Origin of the sequence: Nonomuraea sp. NPDC051191 (assembly GCF_044455665.1) — a bacterium.
GTDB lineage: Bacteria > Actinomycetota > Actinomycetes > Streptosporangiales > Streptosporangiaceae > Nonomuraea.
In genome coordinates this window covers 106,230-124,070 of sequence record NZ_JBITEZ010000015.1, presented here as the reverse complement: position 1 = coordinate 124,070, position 17,841 = coordinate 106,230, and the positions used below count along the sequence as shown (strand labels likewise).

At 72.9% G+C, this 17,841-nt stretch carries 19 protein-coding genes; 7 read left to right on the top strand and 12 right to left on the bottom strand.

What is annotated here, in order from left to right; genetic code table 11:
- Positions 1-67 precede the first annotated feature (67 nt).
- Entirely contained in the window at positions 68-850 is a 783-nt protein-coding gene (locus ACIA8R_RS38240) for an IclR family transcriptional regulator (RefSeq protein ID WP_357695961.1), read from the bottom strand.
- 213 nt (positions 851-1,063) lie between these two features.
- Here ACIA8R_RS38240 and ACIA8R_RS38235 point away from each other — a divergent pair, with 213 nt between their 5' ends.
- Positions 1,064-1,885 carry a hypothetical protein gene (locus ACIA8R_RS38235; protein ID WP_397042456.1) on the top strand — a complete coding sequence of 274 codons (822 nt, stop codon included), beginning with the start codon at positions 1,064-1,066 and terminating at the stop codon, positions 1,883-1,885.
- Here the strand turns inward: ACIA8R_RS38235 and eda are convergent.
- The 4 genes from eda to zwf form a co-directional block, all read right to left on the bottom strand.
- On the bottom strand, positions 1,803-2,417 hold the full coding sequence (gene eda, locus ACIA8R_RS38230; RefSeq protein WP_397042455.1) for a bifunctional 4-hydroxy-2-oxoglutarate aldolase/2-dehydro-3-deoxy-phosphogluconate aldolase: 615 nt from the start codon (positions 2,415-2,417) through the stop codon (positions 1,803-1,805). The two genes, ACIA8R_RS38235 and eda, sit on opposite strands and share 83 nt — an antisense overlap.
- 58 nt (positions 2,418-2,475) lie before the next feature.
- On the bottom strand, positions 2,476-3,441 hold the full coding sequence (locus tag ACIA8R_RS38225) for a glucokinase (protein WP_397042454.1): 966 nt from the start codon (positions 3,439-3,441) through the stop codon (positions 2,476-2,478).
- A 67-nt stretch (positions 3,442-3,508) separates the two neighbouring features.
- Positions 3,509-5,497 (bottom strand): phosphogluconate dehydratase, encoded by a 1,989-nt coding sequence (gene edd / locus ACIA8R_RS38220; protein ID WP_397042453.1) that lies wholly within the window; start codon positions 5,495-5,497, stop codon positions 3,509-3,511.
- A complete protein-coding gene (zwf, locus tag ACIA8R_RS38215) occupies positions 5,494-6,897 on the bottom strand; it encodes a glucose-6-phosphate dehydrogenase (protein ID WP_397042551.1) in 1,404 nt (467 codons plus the stop codon). The genes edd and zwf overlap by 4 nt, the downstream gene beginning before the upstream one ends.
- Before the next feature lie 214 nt (positions 6,898-7,111).
- Between zwf and ACIA8R_RS38210 the strand changes: the two genes are divergently transcribed.
- On the top strand, positions 7,112-8,323 hold the full coding sequence (locus ACIA8R_RS38210; protein WP_357695973.1) for an ROK family transcriptional regulator: 1,212 nt from the start codon (positions 7,112-7,114) through the stop codon (positions 8,321-8,323).
- On the opposite strand, the gene ACIA8R_RS38205 is transcribed toward ACIA8R_RS38210, so the two are convergent.
- The gene (locus ACIA8R_RS38205) at positions 8,320-9,894 is read right to left on the bottom strand and encodes an ATP-binding cassette domain-containing protein (RefSeq protein ID WP_397042452.1); all 1,575 of its coding nucleotides are present in this window, start codon (positions 9,892-9,894) and stop codon (positions 8,320-8,322) included. The genes ACIA8R_RS38210 and ACIA8R_RS38205 overlap by 4 nt on opposite strands.
- A gap of 52 nt (positions 9,895-9,946) precedes the next feature.
- Between ACIA8R_RS38205 and ACIA8R_RS38200 the strand changes: the two genes are divergently transcribed.
- The gene (locus ACIA8R_RS38200; RefSeq protein WP_397042451.1) at positions 9,947-10,579 is read left to right on the top strand and encodes a TetR/AcrR family transcriptional regulator C-terminal domain-containing protein; all 633 of its coding nucleotides are present in this window, start codon (positions 9,947-9,949) and stop codon (positions 10,577-10,579) included.
- Between the two features lie 18 nt (positions 10,580-10,597).
- On the opposite strand, the gene ACIA8R_RS38195 is transcribed toward ACIA8R_RS38200, so the two are convergent.
- From ACIA8R_RS38195 to ACIA8R_RS38180, 4 genes are all read right to left on the bottom strand, one after another.
- Entirely contained in the window at positions 10,598-11,911 is a 1,314-nt protein-coding gene (locus ACIA8R_RS38195) for a hypothetical protein (RefSeq protein WP_397042450.1), read from the bottom strand.
- Positions 11,908-12,219, bottom strand: coding sequence for a hypothetical protein (locus ACIA8R_RS38190; RefSeq protein ID WP_397042449.1), 312 nt, complete (start codon positions 12,217-12,219; stop codon positions 11,908-11,910). Before ACIA8R_RS38190 ends, ACIA8R_RS38195 begins: the two co-directional genes overlap by 4 nt.
- A gap of 93 nt (positions 12,220-12,312) precedes the next feature.
- Positions 12,313-12,939 (bottom strand): hypothetical protein, encoded by a 627-nt coding sequence (locus ACIA8R_RS38185; RefSeq protein ID WP_397042448.1) that lies wholly within the window; start codon positions 12,937-12,939, stop codon positions 12,313-12,315.
- 79 nt (positions 12,940-13,018) lie between these two features.
- Positions 13,019-13,720, bottom strand: a complete 702-nt coding sequence (locus ACIA8R_RS38180) for a DUF2470 domain-containing protein (protein WP_364094769.1) — start codon at positions 13,718-13,720, stop codon at positions 13,019-13,021.
- A gap of 67 nt (positions 13,721-13,787) precedes the next feature.
- Here ACIA8R_RS38180 and rpsD point away from each other — a divergent pair, with 67 nt between their 5' ends.
- The gene (rpsD, locus tag ACIA8R_RS38175) at positions 13,788-14,402 is read left to right on the top strand and encodes a 30S ribosomal protein S4 (protein WP_397042550.1); all 615 of its coding nucleotides are present in this window, start codon (positions 13,788-13,790) and stop codon (positions 14,400-14,402) included.
- 26 nt (positions 14,403-14,428) lie between these two features.
- On the opposite strand, the gene ACIA8R_RS38170 is transcribed toward rpsD, so the two are convergent.
- Positions 14,429-15,220 (bottom strand): ion transporter, encoded by a 792-nt coding sequence (locus tag ACIA8R_RS38170; protein ID WP_397042447.1) that lies wholly within the window; start codon positions 15,218-15,220, stop codon positions 14,429-14,431.
- A 118-nt stretch (positions 15,221-15,338) separates the two neighbouring features.
- On the opposite strand from ACIA8R_RS38170, the gene ACIA8R_RS38165 reads away from it, so the two are divergent.
- Positions 15,339-15,650, top strand: a complete 312-nt coding sequence (locus ACIA8R_RS38165; protein ID WP_357695987.1) for a DUF4190 domain-containing protein — start codon at positions 15,339-15,341, stop codon at positions 15,648-15,650.
- Here ACIA8R_RS38165 and ACIA8R_RS38160 read toward each other — a convergent pair.
- Positions 15,576-16,283 (bottom strand): TetR/AcrR family transcriptional regulator, encoded by a 708-nt coding sequence (locus ACIA8R_RS38160; protein WP_364094332.1) that lies wholly within the window; start codon positions 16,281-16,283, stop codon positions 15,576-15,578. The two genes, ACIA8R_RS38165 and ACIA8R_RS38160, sit on opposite strands and share 75 nt — an antisense overlap.
- Before the next feature lie 68 nt (positions 16,284-16,351).
- On the opposite strand from ACIA8R_RS38160, the gene ACIA8R_RS38155 reads away from it, so the two are divergent.
- Positions 16,352-17,089 (top strand): ATP-binding cassette domain-containing protein, encoded by a 738-nt coding sequence (locus tag ACIA8R_RS38155; RefSeq protein WP_357695991.1) that lies wholly within the window; start codon positions 16,352-16,354, stop codon positions 17,087-17,089.
- On the top strand, positions 17,089-17,814 hold the full coding sequence (locus ACIA8R_RS38150; RefSeq protein WP_357695993.1) for an ABC transporter permease: 726 nt from the start codon (positions 17,089-17,091) through the stop codon (positions 17,812-17,814). Before ACIA8R_RS38155 ends, ACIA8R_RS38150 begins: the two co-directional genes overlap by 1 nt.
- The last annotated feature ends 27 nt before the right edge of the window (positions 17,815-17,841 follow it).

The window sequence follows — 17,841 nt, the reverse complement described above, 5'->3', positions numbered from 1 at the left end:
CGGGGGTCTCGCTGGGCGGAACGTTTTCGGGCCGCGCCATATGGAGCGTTCCAGAAGCCGGAACACCTCAGGCCACCACCAGCGCGGCCGAGATCGCCTGTGCCGCGCCGCGTACGGTGAGGCCCAGCCGGGCCAGCGGCGCGGACGGCGCCGGCGCCGCCACCCCCACCGACATGCACACGCCGCCGCCGGGCCCGAACACCGGCGCGGCCACGCACGACACGCCCTCGGTGTACTCCTCCTGGGCGTAGGCCACGCCGTAGCGGCGGACCTGGGCCAGTTCCCGTTCCAGCGTGGCCACCCCGGTGATCGTGCGACGGGTCAGCCGCTCGAAGCCGCCGCGCCCGAGCACCTCCTCGCGCAGCCCGGTGTCGAAGGCCAGCAGCGCCTTGCCGGTCGCCGTGCAGTGCAGCGGCGCGAGATCGGTGCCGTCGGAGCGGGAGCGGACGCGGTCGTGACCGTACAGGCGCTCGACGTAGCGGGCCTCCAGGCCGGCGGTCACGGCCAGGTTGACCGTCTGCCGGGTGGTCTCCTGCAGGCAGAGCAGGTACGGCAGCACCACCCGGCGCGACCCCGGGATGCGACTCCTGGCGATGCCGGCCATGGTCTCCAGTTGCCGGCCGGGCAGGTAGCCGGTGCCCACCCGCCGGGCCAGTTCGCGGGCGCACAACACACCCAGGATGCGGTGGGCCGTGGACTTGGGCAGGCCCGTGCTCCGGCTGAGCTGGGCCAGGCTGACCGGCCGGGGCGCGGCGCTCAGCGCGAGGAGGATGTCGATGCCCCGCTCCAGGCTCCCGATCGGCGTCACCGGACGCGTGAGGTCTTCCTGGCGGGCCGTTTGCAGCGGCATGGCAGTCCCTTTCGCTCTCCGAGGAGCGGATGGGGCTTCCCGGGGCTACGGCTTGGCATTCCTTGCCCTACCCCGCCGCCACGCGTCCGAATACCCGGTTCGGCGCAGGCTGATGATCTCGGCTTACCCGTAAACGGCCACGTCGGCGGTGGTTCTGCGGTATAAGTCCAAAAGTGCGACATATGCGCATGGGCGTGCGAAGGGGGCATCAAGATGTCGCTGCGGGCGTACGCCGTCGCGCTGACGGCGGTGCTGCTCGTCGGAGGGCTGCTCTGGCTGGCCTACGGCCCGGAACGGGACGTCCCGCGAGCCGCCCACACGGCGGCCCCCACGAGCACACCGGTGCCCGTGATCCGGTCCACGCAGCCGCCGCCGGAGCTGCTGGAGTCCTGCGCGGACACCTCCGACGCCAAGCGGTGCGAGAGGGGACGGGCCCTTCTCGACGCCTGCGAGGAGGCCGGGTTCACCGGCCGTCGTTGCCGGGGCAGCGAGGCCGTCCAGCGTGACCGGAAGGCGTTCCTGACGGACTGCCGTCGCGCCGACGTCGTCGTACGCGACACGCGGACGTGCGCGCGGGACGGGGAGAGCGCCGCGCGGGCGTACCTGTACTGCCGGTTCGCCGGTGGGACGGACCGCCGGTGCGAGCGCCCGGCGGTCTACACCGTCTGCGTCCGGCGGGGCGGCGGGATGCTCTGCGGCGACGCCGCCCCCGGCTATGACGCCTGCCGGGCGCGGACCGTCGAGGGCACGGAGATCGCCCGCCACATCTGCGTCGAAGGCATCGAGGAGTACGCCTTCTGCCGGTACGGCTGGACCCTCACCTCCGAGGGCGGCGACATCTGCCGGCACGCGACCGCCGTCTACGAGGACTGCCGCACCCGCGCGCCCGTCGCCGAGTGCGAGCAGGCGCGGCACGAGGACGCCAAGGCCCAGGACCTCCGACAGGGGCGGCCTACCGGCGCAGGGCCGCCGCGTCGGCGGCCAGCTTCTCCACCCGCGCCCAGTCGCCCGCGGCCAGCACGTCGGCCGGGGTGAGCCAGCTCCCGCCCACGCAGCCGACGTTCGGCAGCCGCAGGTAGTCGGCGGCGCTCTCGGCCCGGATGCCGCCGGTCGGGCAGAAGCGCACGTCCGGCAGCGGCCCGGCCAGCGACTTCAGGTACGGCACGCCGCCCGCCGCCTCGGCCGGGAAGAACTTCAGCTCCTTGATGCCGCGCTCGGCCAGCGCCATCACCTCCGAGACGGTGGCCGCGCCCGGCAGGTACGGCACGCCGCTCGCCTCCAGCGCCTCCACCAGCGACAACGTCGTGCCCGGCGAGACCAGGAACCGGGACCCGGCCGCCACGGCCGCCGAGATGTCGGCGGTGGTGCGGATCGTGCCCGCGCCGACCGTGGCCCCCGGCACCTCCGCGGCGATCCGCTCGATCGCGCCGAGCGCGGCCGGCGTGCGCAGCGTCACCTCGATGACGGGCAGTCCGCCCGCCACGAGCGCCTCGGCCATCGGCACGGCGGTCGCCACGTCGTCGATCACCACGACGGGGATCACGGGGGCGAGGTCGAGCAAGCTCATGAGAGTCTTCTCCTCATCGGCCGGGGTCGCGGCCGTCTAGTGGTGATCAGGGTGGGCCTCAGCCCACGAGTTCGGTGGTGGCCCGCCGGCGCAGCCAGGCGGCCGCGCCGGTGAGCGCCGGCTGGGGCGCGACGATCAGCGTGGTGGCGATCGCCTCCAGGTATCCGGACATGTCGGGGTTGCCGATGAACCGGTCGCGGAAGCCGCTGGCCCGCACCCGTTCCACGATACGGGGCAGCACCCCGCCGCCCAGGTACACCCCACCCCTGGCGCCCAGGGTGAGGGCCACGTTCCCGGCGAAGCTGCCCAGCATCTCGCAGAACACCTCGACGGTCTCCGCGCAGAGCGAGTCGTCGAGCCGGGCCACGATGTCGGAGGCGTTCAGGTCGGGCGCGGTCACGCCGTTGACCTTGGCCAGCGCCCGGTGCAGGCGTACCAGGCCGGGGCCGGACAGCAGGTGCTCGGCCACGACGTGCGGCAGCCCCTCGGCCTGCAGCACCCGTACGATCTCCAGCTCCCGCCGGTCGATCACCGGCACCGTGACGTGCCCGCCCTCGCCCGGGACGGGCGTCCAGCCCCGGTCGGTGGGCACGAGCCCGCCGACGCCGAGCCCGGTCCCCGGGCCCAGCACGGCCTTGACGCCGTCGCCGGGCTCGGGCCCGCCCAGGGACACCAGGTCGGGGCCCTCCAGGTGCGGCAGCGACACGGCCAGCGCCTCGAAGTCGTTGAGCAGCACCGCGTACGGGATGCCCAGGTCGCGGACGGACCCGGCCCACGCCGAGTTCGTCAGCCGGTAGCGGTCGCCGTCGATGGGCCCGGCCAGCGCCAGGCAGGCCGCGCCCGGACGCGCCCCGCCCGCGTGCTCGGCGAGGTAGGCGTCCACGGCGTCGGGCAGGGTGGCGTAGGCGGAGCCGGCCAGCACCGCGACGTTCGTCGGCCGGGCCTGCGGCGAGGTGACCAGCCCGAACCGGGCGTTGGTCCCCCCGATGTCGGCGACCAGCCAGGGCAGGTCGAACGAACTCATCTCACACCTCCGATGCTCAGGGCGCGACCGGGATCGCACGCCGTCGCCGGAAGGATGTCACGAACGCTCACCGGCGCAGCCCGGTGGCCCGCGTGCCCGCGGGCGCGCCCGTCTCCAGGTGGGAGGCGCCCGCCTCGGCGGGGAAGCCCAGCCCGGGGCCGTGGTGGGGCGACTCGGCGCCGCTCACCCCGAAGATCCCCGCGCCCTGCTCGGCGTGCCCGGCCATGCGGCGGAACGTGGCGAACAGCTCGCGTCCCGTGCCGACCCACTCCGCGTCGTTCAGCGGCCGGCCCTCGGGCGTGCGCCGGGCCAGCTCCTCGGCGGGCACCAGCAGCTCCAGCGTGCCGGCGGCCGAGTCGAGCCGGACCACGTCGCCGTCGCGGACGAGCGCGATCGGCCCGCCGTCGGCGGCCTCGGGCGACAGGTGGATGGCCGCGGGCACCTTGCCCGACGCGCCCGACATGCGGCCGTCGGTGACGATCGCCACCCGCTGCCCCCGGTCCAGCAGCACGGCCAGCGGCGGCGTGAGCTTGTGCAGCTCGGGCATGCCGTTGGCGCTGGGGCCCTGGTAGCGGATGACGGCCACGAAGTCCTGCCCGTCCAGCTCGCCGGCCTCGAAGGCGCGCAGCAGGTCGAGCTGGTCGTCGAACACCTTGGCCGGGGCCTCGATCACCAGGTGCTCGGCCTTGACCGCCGACACCTTGCTGACGGCCCGGCCGAGGTTGCCCTCGACCATGTGGATCCCGCCGTCGGCCGAGAACGGCTCGGCGACCGGACGCAGCACGTCGAGGTCCTTGCTGCCGCCCGTGACCGGCTCCCACACCAGCTCGCCGTCCACCAGGGACGGCGCCTCGCGGTAGCGGTCGAGGCCGGGGCCGGCGACGGTCAGCACGTCGCCGTGGAGCAGGCCCTCGTCCAGCAGGTCGCCGATGAGCACCTGCATGCCGCCGGCGTCGCGGAAGTGGTTCACGTCCGCCTGGCCGTTGGGGTAGATCTTGGTCAGCGACGGCACGACGCGCGACAGGCAGGCCAGGTCGTCCCAGGTCAGCACGAGGCCCGCGGCGGCGGCCATGGCGACCAGGTGCAGCGTGTGGTTGGTGGAGCCGCCGGTGGCCAGCAGCGCCACGCACGCGTTCACGATGGACTTCTCGTCCACCAGCTCGCCGATCGGCGTGTACTCCGATCCGTGCGCGGTGATCTCCACCGCGCGGCGGCCGGCCGCCTCGGTGAGAGCGTGGCGCAGCTCGGTGTGCGGGTTGACGAACGTCGAGCCGGGCAGGTGCAGGCCCATGACCTCCATCAGCGCCTGGTTGGAGTTGGCGGTGCCGTAGAAGGTGCAGGTGCCGGGGGAGTGGTAGGACTTGGCCTCGGCGTCCAGCAGCTCGGCCCGTCCCACCTTGCCCTCGGCGAAGAGCTGGCGGGTGCGCGCCTTGACCTTGTTCGGCAGCCCGGAGGTCATCGGCCCGGCCGGCACGAAGATCGCCGGCAGGTGCCCGAAGTGCAGCGCCCCGATGAACAGGCCCGGCACGATCTTGTCGCAGACGCCCAGCAGCAGCGACGCGTCGAACATGTCGTGCGACAGCGCGATGGCGGCCGCCATGGCGATCACGTCGCGGCTGTAGAGGGACAGCTCCATGCCCGCGCGGCCCTGCGTGATGCCGTCGCACATGGCGGGCACGCCGCCGGCGACCTGCGCCACGCCGCCCGCCCTGCGCACCGCCGCCTTCAGCTCCGGCGGGTAGGTCTCGTACGGCTGGTGGGCCGAGAGCATGTCGTTGTAGCTGGTCACGATCGCCACGCCGGGCTTGGCCGTGCTTCCGGCGCTTCCGGCGCTTCCGGCGCTTCCGGCGCTTCCGGCGCCGCGCAGGATCAGCTTGTCGTCCTCGGGCGCGGCCGCGAAGCCGTGGGCCAGGTTCGCGCAGCCCAGGTGGGCGCGCGCCGGGCCCTTGGCCCGCGCCGCCTCGCCGTCGCGCCGGATGCGCGCCAGGTAGGCGGTACGGCTGGCCGCGCTGCGCTCGGCGATCCGATCGGTGATCTCCTGGATGACGGAATTCACAGGTCTTCCTCCTCGTGCCAGGCGCGACCGCTGCGGCCGAGCAGTTCGTGGGCCCCGGCGGGGCCGGTGGTTCCTGCGGGGTAGGGCTCGGGCAGATCGGCGGAGGACTCCCAGGCGGCCAGGATCGGATCGATCCAACGCCAGGCCGCCTCCACCTCGTCACGCCGCATGAACAGCGTCGGGTTGCCCGCCAGGACGTCGGTCAGCAGCCGCTCGTACGCCTCCGGCACCCGGGCCGTGAACGTCTTGCCGAAGCTGAGCGACAGCGGCACCGGCTTCAGCGTCACCTCGCCCGCGCCCGGCTCCTTGGCCATGATGTGCAGCTCGATGCCCTCCTCGGGCTGCAACCGCAGCACCAGGCGGTTCGGCGTGCCGCCGGGGAAGATGGAGTGCGGCACGTCCTTGAACTGCACCACGATCTCCGACCGCCGGTACGGCATGCGCTTGCCGGTCCGCAGGTAGAACGGCACCCCGGCCCATCGCCAGTTCTTGATCTCGGCCCGGATCGCGGTGAACGTCTCCACCCGCCGCGAGGCCTCGGTCGTCGGCGTGGAGGCGGGCTCGTCCAGGTAGGACGGCATGCCGTCGGCCTCGGTGTACTGGCCGCGCACGGTGAAACGGTCCACCTCGGTCCCGACGACCGGCCGCAGCGACTGCAGCACCTTGACCTTCTCGTCGCGGATGGACTCGCGGTCGTTGCGGGACGGCGGTTCCATCGCGGTCAGCGTGAGGAGCTGGAGCAGGTGGTTCTGCACCATGTCGCGCAGCGCGCCCGCGTGGTCGTAGTAGCCGCGCCGTCCCGGCGTGCCGACGGTCTCGGCGGCGGTGATCTGGACGTGGTCGATCCACAGCGAGTTCCAGATCGGTTCGAGGAAGGCGTTGGCGAAGCGCAGGACCAGCAGGTTCTGCACCGTCTCCTTGCCCAGGTAGTGGTCGATGCGGAAGATCTGGCGCTCGTCGAAGATGGCGCCGACCTCGTCGTTGATCCGCTGCGCGCTGGGCAGGTCGCGGCCGAGCGGCTTCTCCAGCACCACCCGCGAGAGCGGCGTGACCAGGCCGGCCTCGTCCAGCTCGCGGCAGAAGGGGCCGAACGTCATCGGCGGGCTGGCCAGGTAGAACACCCGGTCACGCTGCTCGTGACCGGCCAGCAGCCTGGTCAGCGCGCCCCACCCGGACTTGTCCTCGCCGCCGACGTCCACCGAGACGTGGTGCAGGCGGCCGAGGAAGCGCTGCCAGACGGCGGGGTCGTCCACGGGGACCTGGTCGCGTACCTCGGCGTCCACCTTGCCGCGGAAGTCGGCGTCGGTCAGCCCGCCCCGGGACATGGCGATGACGCGGGTCTCGGGGGACAGCCGGCCGTCCCTGTCGCTGTGGTAGAGCGCCGGGATCAGCTTGCGCATGGACAGGTCGCCGGTGCCGCCGAAGACGACGAGATCGGCGGTATGGGCGGGGCTGGCGGTCGAGAGGGGGGACAAGGCGAAGCTCCGTTGATCTACCAAGAAGGACAGAACGGACACTAACGAGAGTTCGGGTCGTACACAAGCAGGGTTTTGCTATCTGAGATGAAAAAGTCTTCACCTTTCATTACCGAAGCCCATGTGATTCACTTAGCCGATGCCTCGACGTACCGCCGCGACCCTCGCCACGAGTGGCGAGGTGCTCCGCCTCATCCGCACAGGTGAGGCCGTCACGCGCGCCGACCTCGGCCGGGTGACCGGTCTGTCGCGTCCGGCGGTGCAACTGCGCGTCGGCGAGCTGCTCGAACGCGGCCTGGTCGTCGAGCGCACCGACGCGCCCTCCACGGGCGGGCGGCCGCCGGTCCGGCTGGAGTTCAACTCCGGCGGCGGCGTCGTCCTGGTCGCCGCGCTGGGCGCGAGCCGCACCCGGGTCGCGGTCTGCGACCTGGCCGGGCGCGAGCTGGCCGGCCGTGACTTCTTCATCGACGTCGAGCAGGGCCCCGACGTCGTGCTCCCGCTGCTCATGGACACCTGGGACGAGCTGCTCGGCGACCGCCCCCGCTCGTGCGTCAGGGGCGTCGGCATGGGCGTGCCCGCCACCGTCGAGTTCGCCCAGGGCCGTACGGAGAGCGCCCGGGTGATGGCCTCCTGGACCGGCGTGGTGATCCCGCCGATCATCCGCGACCGGTTCCCCGTCCCGGTGCTCGTGGACAACGACGTCAACGTGCTGGCCATCGGCGAGCACCGAGGCGCCTACCCCGACCTCGACGACCTGATGTTCGTGAAGGTCTCCACCCGGATCGGCGCGGGCGTGATCGCCGGCGGCGAGATCCTGCGCGGCGCGATGGGGGCGGCCGGCGAGATCGGCCACATCCCCGTGCTCGACGGCGGCGGCGTGCTGTGCCGTTGCGGCAACACCGACTGCGTCGACTCCGTCGCCAGTGGCACCGCGCTGCTGCGCGACCTGCGCGAGGCGGGCAAGAACGTCGTGACCATCGCCGACGTGACCGCGCTGGTGCGCGCGGGCGACGCCGAGACGATGGCCACGGTCCGCACGGCCGGCCGCCGCATCGGCGAGGTGCTGGCCGGGGCGGTCAACATCCTCAACCCGTCGGTCGTGGTGCTCGGCGGCGACATGGCCGAGGCGTTCGGCCCGCTGGTGTCGAGCATCCGCGAGGTCGTCTACCGGCGTTCCACCGCCCTGGCGACCCGGCGGCTGCGCATCGAGCCGAGCCGGCTCGGCGCGGGGGCGGGCATCAGCGGCTGCGCGGTGATGGTTCTCGACCACGTGCTCTCGCCCGAGGCGGTCGACGAGACGATGACGGTCTCCACGCTGCGCCGCGAGCGCGGCCTAGCCGCCTCCAGCTAGAGGTCCCAGCGGGGTTCGGGGCTCTCCCGCACCACGCCGTCCGCGCCGAAGATCAGGTGGCGGTCCAGGTCGTCGGCGAACCAGCGGTCGTGCGTGACCGCCAGCACCGTGCCCGCGAAGCCGTCCAGCCCCTCCTGCAACGCCTGCGCGCTGGCCAGGTCGAGGTTGTCGGTCGGCTCGTCGAGCAGCAGCAGGGTCGCCCCCGACAACTCCAGCAGCAGGATCTGCAGCCGGGCCTGCTGGCCGCCCGACAACGTCTCGAACCGCTGCCCGCCGGCCGGCGCCAGCTCGTAGCGGGCCAGCGCGGCCATGGCCTCGTTCCTGGTCAGCGCGAACGTCTCGGTGACCAGCTCGGCGACGGGCCGTCCGTGCAGGTCGGGCCGCAGGTGGGTCTGGGCGAAGTGGCCGGGGACGACGCGGGCGCCCAGCCGGGCCACGCCGGTGTGCGCGACGGGCTCGCCGGCCAGCAGGCGCAGGAAGTGGCTCTTGCCGGTGCCGTTCAGGCCCAGCACGCCGACCCGCTCGCCGTAGGCGACCTCGGTGGAGAAGGGCCGCACCAGCCCGGTCAGCTCCAGGTCCGCGCACGTCACGGCCCGTTTCCCGGTACGCCCGCCGCGCAGCCGCATCCGTACGTTCTGCTCCTTGGGCGGCCGGCTCGGCGGCCCCGCCCGCTCGAAGCGCTCCAGCCGGGACACCGCCGACCGGTAGGCCCCGGCGAGCGCGTCGTTGTTCGCCGACCGCTGCCGCAGGACGTGCACCAGCCGGCGCAGCCGGCCCCGCTCGTCCTCCCAGCGCCGCCGCCGCTCCTCCAGACGCTCGCCGCGCCGTCTGCGGGCCTCGGCGTAACCGGCGAAGCCGCCGCCGTGCACCCACACCTCGCGCCCCTCCACCGTGACGACGCGGTCGGCCGCCTCGGCCAGCAGCCGACGGTCGTGCGAGACCAGCAGCACCGTCTTGGCCGAGCTCCTGACCGCCCGCTCCAGCCACTGCTTGGCCGGCACGTCCAGGTAGTTGTCCGGCTCGTCGAGCAGCAGGATCTCGTCGGGGCCGCGCAGCAGCGCCTCCAGCATCAGCCGTTTCTGCTCGCCGCCGGACAGCGTGTCCAGCCCCCGGCCGGCGACCCGCTCGTACGGCAGCCCGAGCGCCTCGGTCGCGCACACGTCCCACACGACCTCCAGCTCGTAGCCGCCCGCGTCGGCGAAGTCGGCGACGGCCTGGGCGTAGGCGAGCTGCCGGGGCTCGTCGTCGCACCGCCCGATCGCCGACTCCGCGCGCTCCAGCTCGGCCGCGGCCTCCCGCACCCGTAGGGGCGCGACGCCCAGCAGCAGGTCGCGCACGCTGCCGGTGCCGAGGAACTGCCGCATCACCCCGACGCCGCCACCGGTGGTGACCCGCCCGTCGTCGGGGCACAGGTCGCCCGCGATCAGCCGGAGCAGTGTCGTCTTGCCCGCGCCGTTGGGGCCGACCAGCGCCGCCTTGGCGCCGTCGCCCACCTTGAACGACGCCTCCAGCAGCAGCGGGCGCCCGTCCGGCAGCAGGTACGTCACGCCGCTCACCTCGATATGACCCATGTTCCATTACTAGACCATCGATCCGGTCCGCGTACAGCGTATTATCCGACGGGTGGACAACGTATGGGTGCGCCCCCGTAAGGACGCCAGGCCCAGGCTGACGCTTGACCGGATCGTCGCCGAGGCCCTCGCGCTGCTCGACGAGGAGGGCGTGGGCGGGCTCACCATGCGCCGGCTGGCCGAACGCCTCGACACCGGCTCGACCACCCTCTACTGGCACGTCCGCACCAAGGAGGACGTCCTGGACCTGGCGCTCGACGCCGTCTTCGGCGAGGTGCCGCTCCCCGGGGACCACGACGACTGGCGCACGGCCGCACGCGACCTGATGGACGGCTGGCGCGCCGCCCTGCTGCGCCACCCCTGGTCGGCCACCATCCTCGACCGCCCGCTCATGGGCCCCAACGCCCTGGAGCGCACCGACTTCCTCTACCGGACGTTGTCCGGGGCCGGTCTCGACGGCCCGCAGGCCGCCTACAGCCTGTCCAACTACGTCATGGGCTCGGTCATCATGCAGGTCACCTGGCAGCGCCGCGACCTGCACGACACCGACGCGTTCCTGCGCGAGCGGGCCGCCAGCTACCCGGCGCTGGCCGCGCACGGCCTCGGCCACGACTGGGACGCCACCTTCGCCACCGGCCTCGGCTACCTCCTGCGCGGCATGACGCCCGGGAGCGGCGAGGGGTGAACCGGCCGGAGGCCGCCGTCACCAGCTGTCGCCGGACTGGATGCGGCCGCGCCACGCCGACGAGGTGATCATGCCCTGCTCCCGCAGCTCCTGCAGCCGCTGGAGCCTGCCCCTGATCTCCCGGTGCCCGAACCCGGACTCGCGCAGCAGCCGGGCCTCCTGCTCCAGGTCCAGCGCCCGCAGGTCGGCGACGATCCCGGGGCTGAGCGGCTCGTCGCGGTAGGCCATGAGGAACGGCGAGCGCATGGCCCGGGTGTGCGACCGCGGGTTCGACAGCGCGTTGTCGATCAGCCGGAGGCCGCCGGCCTCGTCGGTCAGGTAGTTCTCCGAATGCCGGTCGAGGCTGCCGATGACGTAGTCGAAGACGGCCGCGCGCTCGCGCTGGATCTCCGGGACGCCGCGTCCCATGCCTCCGCCGCGCGCGTTCTCCACCCACAGCTGCACCGAGCCGTGCCCGTAGGGGCCGTCCCAGGTCGTCGTGGGCGGTACGAGGTCCCAGCCCAGGCGCTCGCTGAACCGGTACGCCTCGGCCTCGCGGCGCGGCATGCCCGACCTCGGCACCGTCTCCCGGGGGCTGCGGCCGGGGGGCAGCTTGTAGATCGCGCGGCTGCCGTCGTCGAGGGTGACCAGGTAGACGCCCTCGTCGCCGGCGTGCGGGTACGGGACGACGTCCTTGTCCCGTACCCGGCTCAGCCTGGACAGCAGGTCACGTTCGGCGGCGCCGACCGGCCGGGCGCCCGCCCGTTCCTTCGTCAGGGTGCGGGCCTTGCGGGCGCTGAGGACGGGGTGCAGCAGCGCACGCAGCCCCGTGGCCAGGTCGCGCGCGAAGAAGCGCTCCAGCTGGCGCACGAAGGCCCGGCAGAAGCGCATGGCCGAGACCCGTAACGACAGGAGCGCGGACCTGGCCTGGAGAGCCGCCGCCCCACCGCTCACCGCGGCCGCCGCCACCGCCCACACCAGGACGGCGACCACTCCGGCGGCCAGCGCGACGAGCACCGCCTTCAGCGCCTCCACCAGCAGCGCCGCCGCCTCGTGCGCGTCGGCCAGGGCGTTCAGGGTCGTGCCCATCCTGGACAGGTGGCCCGAGCGGTCGTCGTCCCGGTCCAGTTCGTCCCAGAACGCGGCCACCGCCTCCATGTGCAGCCCCGCGTTGCCGGTGGCGGCCCGGCCGAGCGACTCGCGCACCAGCGGCGTGACCTGGACGACGAGCGCCGCCGCGCACTCACGGTAGGCCGCCGCGCCGGCGCGCAGCCCGTCCTCGTCCTGGGTGGGCCAGGGCACGCCGAGCGCCTGGAAGGCGATCTCCAGTTGGGGCGGCAGCATCACCGTCATGAAGCGTCGATCACCTGGGCGGTCGGCACCGTCGCCCGTTCGGCGGCCCGGCGGACGGCGGCCATGTCCCGCAGGCCCGTCCCGGCGCTGGTCATGCTCTCGTGCAGGCGGGTGCACGCCTCGCCGACCAGGAGGTTGATCTCGTCCACGGCCATGCCGACCACGCCGATGCCCCACGGAGAGCGGCCCCCGCCCGACAGGCGGCCCAGCAGTGTGTCCACGTGCCGCCCGAACAGGTCCGCGGACTCGTCCATGGCGTGCGCCGCGTTCGCCAACGACGTGTCGTCCGCCCAGAACTCCCGCGTCATCGCCCTCCGTCCCCCCGATGGGGAGCCCACCTTACGGGCCACCGGCGACGGATGATCAACAACTGGGTGAACGCCCGTCTACAGGCGGGGGAGCTACGTCCGGCTCTTGGGGCCGTGGGTCCTGGACGGGTCGCGGCCCGGCGGGGTGCCGTGCGGATGGGACGGCGGGGCGCTCGCCGCCGGGCCCGTGCTCCAGGACGGCGTCGGCGTGGGGCCGGGCCGGGAGCCGTGCGGGCGGGACGGCGACGGCGCCGGGGTCCGGCCCGGGGCCGTCGCGGCGGGGCCGGGGACGGTCGAGTGCGGGCGGCGCGTTCCCCGCCCGCCCTCCGGCTGGACGGCCGACGGCGTGGACCCGCCCGGCGGTGTGGAACCGGCCACGAAAGGTCCGGTACGGCCCACGGCGGGCCCTGTGGCGGTCTTGGCGGGCCGGTCGGCGACGGGGCCGGAGGCGACGGCGGCGCGTTCCGACCTCACCGCGACGGGGCGGCGGGAGTCGGTGGCGACGGGCCCCGGCTCCCCGGAGGTCCGGCGCGCGTCGTGCGGCCAGTGGACCGGGTCGAGGCCCGGCGAGTTGAACGTGTCGCCCATGAGCGCGCCCGCGGTGGCCAGCATGAGCGTGCCCAGCAGCACCCCGGCGGCCATCAGCGCCCGCCCGCGCCGCCCGCCGCCCTCGGACGGGGAGGAGGCGGCTCGCGCCGCTGATCGATGGGTTCCGCTCACGTACCCCGATGGTAGCGAGGCGGAGGCATGGGTCGGCCGGTAGTGGACGTCCGCCCGGAAAATACGGCGTCAATCGTGATCAACACGCGCACAGCAGCCCGCGCAACGCCGTCTCCAGGCACAGCTCCGAGCGGGCGGGGACCGGCCACGGGAAGCGCACCAGCGACTCGTCCACGCGCACGGTGGCGCCGTACCGGTCGAGCTCCCACAGCCACACCTCGCCGGGCTCCTCGCCGAGCTGCCTGGCCACGCCCGCGGTGAGCTGCGGCCGGTGGGAGGCGTTGACGTGCGCGATCACCCGTTCGGCCGTCTCGGTCAGCGGGTCGGGCGCCGCGCCGAGGTAGTCGTCGGCGTCGAGCACGCCGGACTCCTGGCCGGTCAGGTAGACCACCTGGGCCACGTCCAGGCGCAGCAGGCGCGGGGCGCCGGGGCGACCGTACCGTTCCAGGGCGTCGAACAGGCCCTCGTCGGCGCTGTGCGCGGCCACCGCCACCGCCGCGGAGCGGGCCTGCGACTCCGGCACGGCCTCCGCCCACCCGTGCACCTCGATCAGCGCCCGCGGATGCGTCACCTCGCCGAGCTGCCGCATGGCCGTCAGGTTCACCGCGACCACGGCGTCCTCGCGCAGGCCGTGCAGGGGCTCGCCGGGCCGGACCAGCAGCACCGGGCGGCCGCGCTCGTCCACGCCGCCGCGGGCGGGGCAGTGGACGCCGTCCACCGTGAGTTTGGCCGGCGTCGAGGTCGAGGCGAGAGTACGGATCCGCTCGGCGAGGGGCAACATTGAGATCACATCCACGGGTAGGTTAGGCTTACCTAAGTAAGGATTACCTAACCACATGGAGGTGAACGTGCGCTACACCGGCCCGAAGGTGCGACTGTCGCGTCGCGCGGGCGTCCCGCTGACCAGGAAAGCCGTCCGCTACTTCGAGCAGCGGCCGTACCCGCCGGGCGAGCACGGCCGCAAGACCAACCGCCGCACCACCGGCGACTACGGGCTGCGGCTGCTGGAGAAGCAGAAGCTGCGCTGGTACTACGACGTGTCCGAACGGCAGTTGCGCCGCTACTGGGACCTGGCGGTACGCAAGCCGGGCGCCTCGGGCGCCGAACTGGTCACGATCCTGGAGAGCCGCCTGGCCTCCCTGGTGCTGCGGGCCGGCCTGGCCCCCTCGATCTACGCCGCCCGCCAGTACGTCACCCACGGCCACATCGCCGTGGACGGCCGCAAGGTGGACATCCCCAGCTACCTGGTCAAGCCGGGCCAGATCATCACGGTGCGGGAGCGCTCGCGGCGCATGCAGCCCTTCGTGGCCGCCGCCGAGGGCGTGCACGCCGACGAGCGCATCGCGCCCTACCTGACGGTCGACCACGCCGGCCTGAGCTTCACCCTCACCCACCGGCCCGAGCGCGAGCAGATCGCGGTGCCGGTGGACGAGCAGCTCGTGGTGGAGTTCTATTCGCGCTAGCCGTGCGGCCGGGGCCGGCGGGCGGGTCAGCCGGCGACGTCCTGCCGGCGCAGCTCGGCGACCTCGCGGCGCAGGGCGCTCAGCTCCTCCAGGATGCGCTGGGTGTGCACGCTGTTGTCCTGCTCCAGCGCCGCCCGCTCCTCGGCCGACTCCTCGTCCATGGCGCTCACCACGACCGCCATGAACAGGTTCAGCACGACGAACGTGCAGACGAGGATGAAGATGGTGAAGAAGATCCAGGCCGTGGGGTGGGCGCCCATCACCTCGCGGGCGATGTTGCCCCAGTCGTCCCCGGTCATCGTCTGGTAGAGGGTGAACAGCGAGGTCGGCAGGCTGCCGAAGCGCTCGGGGGCGTCGTCGCCGTACAGCTTGGTGGCCATCACGGCGGCCACGTACAGGACCAGGGAGAGCAGCACCACGATCGAGCTCATCCCGGGCAGGGCGCGCAGCAGCGCCGAGACCACCCGGCGCAGGCTCGGCACCACCGACAGCAGGCGCAGGGCCCGCAGGATGCGCAGCGAGCGCAGCACCGACAGCCCGCCGGACGCCGGGACCAGGGCGATGCCCACGATCGCGGTGTCGAACAGGTTCCACGGGTCGCGCACGAACGCCGACCGCTCGACGTAGACCTTGGCCAGCAGCTCGGCCACGAAGATGTACAGGGCGACGTGGTCGATGGCGACCAGCACGTGGCCGAACTCCCCGGCGACGGCGGGGACGGTCTCCAGGCCGAGGGTGGCCGCGTTGACCAGGATGACGCCGACGATGAAACGCTGGAAGCGCCGGTCGGCGAGGAGGGCTTGGACGCGTTCACGCACGGGGGCAGGCTCCTAAAGATCGGTCATGTGCCGTTCCATGATGCAGCAACATGATCAAGGAGTTGCCTGTGGTATAAATCGCACCTGATAGTCACAGGGGCAAGGGGGCGCAAGGGGCATGTCGTATCCGAACTACGGACCGTCCTACTACGGGCCGCCGCCCCAGAGCCACCCCAACGGCACCACCATCCTCGTCCTCGGCATCCTGAGCCTGGTGGTCTGCGGCATCCTCGGCCCCTTCGCCTGGTCGATGGGCAACAAGGCGCTCAAGGAGATCGACGGCAGCGGCTACCCCTACGACAACCGGGGCGCGGTGCAGGCCGGCCGTGTCTGCGGCATGATCGCCACGATCCTGCTAATCATCGGGGCCGCGTTCATGGTCCTCGGGCTCGGGGCCGGCATCCTGTCGGCCATCTTCTCCAACAACTAGAGGCCGCACGCAGTAGCCGCCGATGCCCGACTCCAGCAGGTCGAAGGCCGCCGTGGCCTGCGCCCGCAGGTCGGGCGCGATCGTCTCCCAGCTCTCGCCCGCCAGCGTCCGGGTCATCGCGTGATCGGTGAGGATCTTGGTCGTGCCGAGGACGTGCGTGGCCACCATCCGCGGGGTCAGGTCGTCGGGGTCGGCGTCGAGCTCGTCGGCCAGGGCCGCGGCCAGCGCCTGCACCCGCGCGACGTGCAGCTCGTGCAGCTTGGCCACCAGTGACGGGCTGTCGTTGACGATCCGGGCGAACACGTCGCCGCCCGCGTTGAGGCCGTAGCGCCAGTCGCGTGAGTCGAGGGCGTCCAGGAAGTCGCGGCGGAAGGCCCGCGCCACGCTCTCGCCCGGCCGCCGCCCGCGCACCACCTGCTGCGGCAGGTCGGTCACCAGCTCCTGCCGGTCGGCGAACAGGTCTTCCTTGGTCGGGAAGTAGTTGAAGACCGTGTTGACCGACACGTCCGCGGCCCGCGCGATCTCGGCCACGGTCACGCTGTCGAACCCGCGCGTCATGAACAGCCCCATCGCCATGTCCGCGATGCGCTGCCTGGTCTCCCGCTTCTTGCGCTCCCGCAGCCCCTCTTCCATGCCGCCATGATACCAAGTTTGCAGTGACCCCAAAATTGTGGTTACCCTAATTTTGGAGGCGATCACACATGTTGAGAACCACAGGTCTGACCAAGACCTTCGAAGGCGGCGTGGAGGCCGTCAAAGGCGTCGACATCTCGGTGGAGGCCGGCGAGATCGTCGGCTTCCTCGGCCCCAACGGCGCCGGCAAGACCACGACCATGCGCATGCTGACGACCCTGCTCCGCCCCACCTCGGGGACCGCCACCGTGGCGGGCCACGACCTGCTGGGCGACCCGCGCGAGGTGCGCCGCCGCATCGGCTACGTCTCGCAGGGCGGCGGCGTCAACGTCATGGCCCCGCTCGCCGACGAGCTGGAACTGCAAGGCATGCTGTACGGCCTGACCAGGGCCGCGGCCAGGTCCAGGTACCGCGAGGTCCTGGCCCGGCTCGACCTGGCCGGCCTGGAGGAGCGCGTGGGCGGCGCGCTGTCGGGCGGCCAGCGCCGCCGCTTCGACATCGCCTTCGCCCTGCTGCACGACCCCCGGCTGCTCTTCCTGGACGAGCCGACCACCGGCCTCGACCCGCAGAGCCGCGCCAACCTGTGGGAGCACGTCCGCTCCCTGCGCGAGGAGCACGGCGTGACGATCTTCCTGACCACCCACTACCTCGACGAGGCCGACGCGCTCTGCGACCGCCTGCTGATCATCGACGGCGGCCGCATCGCCGCCGAGGGCACCCCGGCCGAGCTCAAGGCGGGCCGCACGCTCGACGAGGCGTTCCTCGACATCACCGGCAGGTCGCTGCGCGAGGAGGCGGGGGTCTGATGCTGCGCGACACCTGGGTGCTGTTCCGCCACTCCCTGCGCGCCACCCTGAAGCAGAAGCTCGGCATCGTCTTCGGCGCCGTCCAGCCGCTGCTGTTCCTGGTGCTGTTCGGGCCGATCTTCGCCACGTTCGGCACCTGGGAGGTGCTGGTGCCGGGGCTGATCGTCCAGCTCGGCCTGATGAGCATGGGGCTGGCCGGGTTCGGGGTGGTCTTCGACAGGCGCTTCGGCGTGCTGGAGCGCCTGCGCGTCACCCCCGCCAGCCGGCTGGCCCTGCTGCTGGGACGGGTGCTCAACAACGCCGTGACGATGGTCGTCCAGACGGTGATGCTGCTGGCCGTCGGGTTCGCCTTCGGGATGCGGGTGCCGATCGCCGGGCTCGTGGCCGGGTTCGTGCTGGTCGTGGTGCTGGGAGCGAGCCTGGCCGCGATGTCGTACGCCGTCGCGCTGACCATCGGCGAGCAGCTCTTCGCACCCGTGATGTCGACGGCGGTCATCCCGCTGGTGCTGCTGTCGGGCGCGTTCCTGCCGATGTCGATGGCGCCCGGCTGGCTGGACGTCCTGTCCCGCCTCAGCCCCTTCAGGTACGTGCTGGAGGCGCTGCGCGACCTGTTCGCCGGCCACTACGCCACCGGCACGGTCGGGCTCGGCGTCGCCGTCACCGCCGTCCTGGCGGTGGTCGGCCTGGCCGTCGGGGCCCGTGTGTTCAACCGGGAGACCGCGTGAGCGGGCCGCTCCGGGACGGCCCGCCCG

Coding starts and splice junctions, on each gene's coding strand:
- eda (WP_397042455.1), bottom strand. CDS start 2,417: ATGAGCTTGCTCGACCTCGCCCCCGTGATCCCCGTCGTGGTGATCGAC.
- zwf (WP_397042551.1), bottom strand. CDS start 6,897: ATGCGCAAGCTGATCCCGGCGCTCTACCACAGCGACAGGGACGGCCGG.
- ACIA8R_RS38225 (WP_397042454.1), bottom strand. CDS start 3,441: ATGAGTTCGTTCGACCTGCCCTGGCTGGTCGCCGACATCGGGGGGACC.
- ACIA8R_RS38195 (WP_397042450.1), bottom strand. CDS start 11,911: ATGACGGTGATGCTGCCGCCCCAACTGGAGATCGCCTTCCAGGCGCTC.
- ACIA8R_RS38155 (WP_357695991.1), top strand. CDS start 16,352: ATGTTGAGAACCACAGGTCTGACCAAGACCTTCGAAGGCGGCGTGGAG.
- ACIA8R_RS38190 (WP_397042449.1), bottom strand. CDS start 12,219: ATGACGCGGGAGTTCTGGGCGGACGACACGTCGTTGGCGAACGCGGCG.
- ACIA8R_RS38160 (WP_364094332.1), bottom strand. CDS start 16,283: ATGGAAGAGGGGCTGCGGGAGCGCAAGAAGCGGGAGACCAGGCAGCGC.
- ACIA8R_RS38180 (WP_364094769.1), bottom strand. CDS start 13,720: ATGTTGCCCCTCGCCGAGCGGATCCGTACTCTCGCCTCGACCTCGACG.
- ACIA8R_RS38240 (WP_357695961.1), bottom strand. CDS start 850: ATGCCGCTGCAAACGGCCCGCCAGGAAGACCTCACGCGTCCGGTGACG.
- ACIA8R_RS38165 (WP_357695987.1), top strand. CDS start 15,339: ATGTCGTATCCGAACTACGGACCGTCCTACTACGGGCCGCCGCCCCAG.
- ACIA8R_RS38205 (WP_397042452.1), bottom strand. CDS start 9,894: ATGGGTCATATCGAGGTGAGCGGCGTGACGTACCTGCTGCCGGACGGG.
- ACIA8R_RS38150 (WP_357695993.1), top strand. CDS start 17,089: ATGCTGCGCGACACCTGGGTGCTGTTCCGCCACTCCCTGCGCGCCACC.
- ACIA8R_RS38235 (WP_397042456.1), top strand. CDS start 1,064: ATGTCGCTGCGGGCGTACGCCGTCGCGCTGACGGCGGTGCTGCTCGTC.
- ACIA8R_RS38210 (WP_357695973.1), top strand. CDS start 7,112: ATGCCTCGACGTACCGCCGCGACCCTCGCCACGAGTGGCGAGGTGCTC.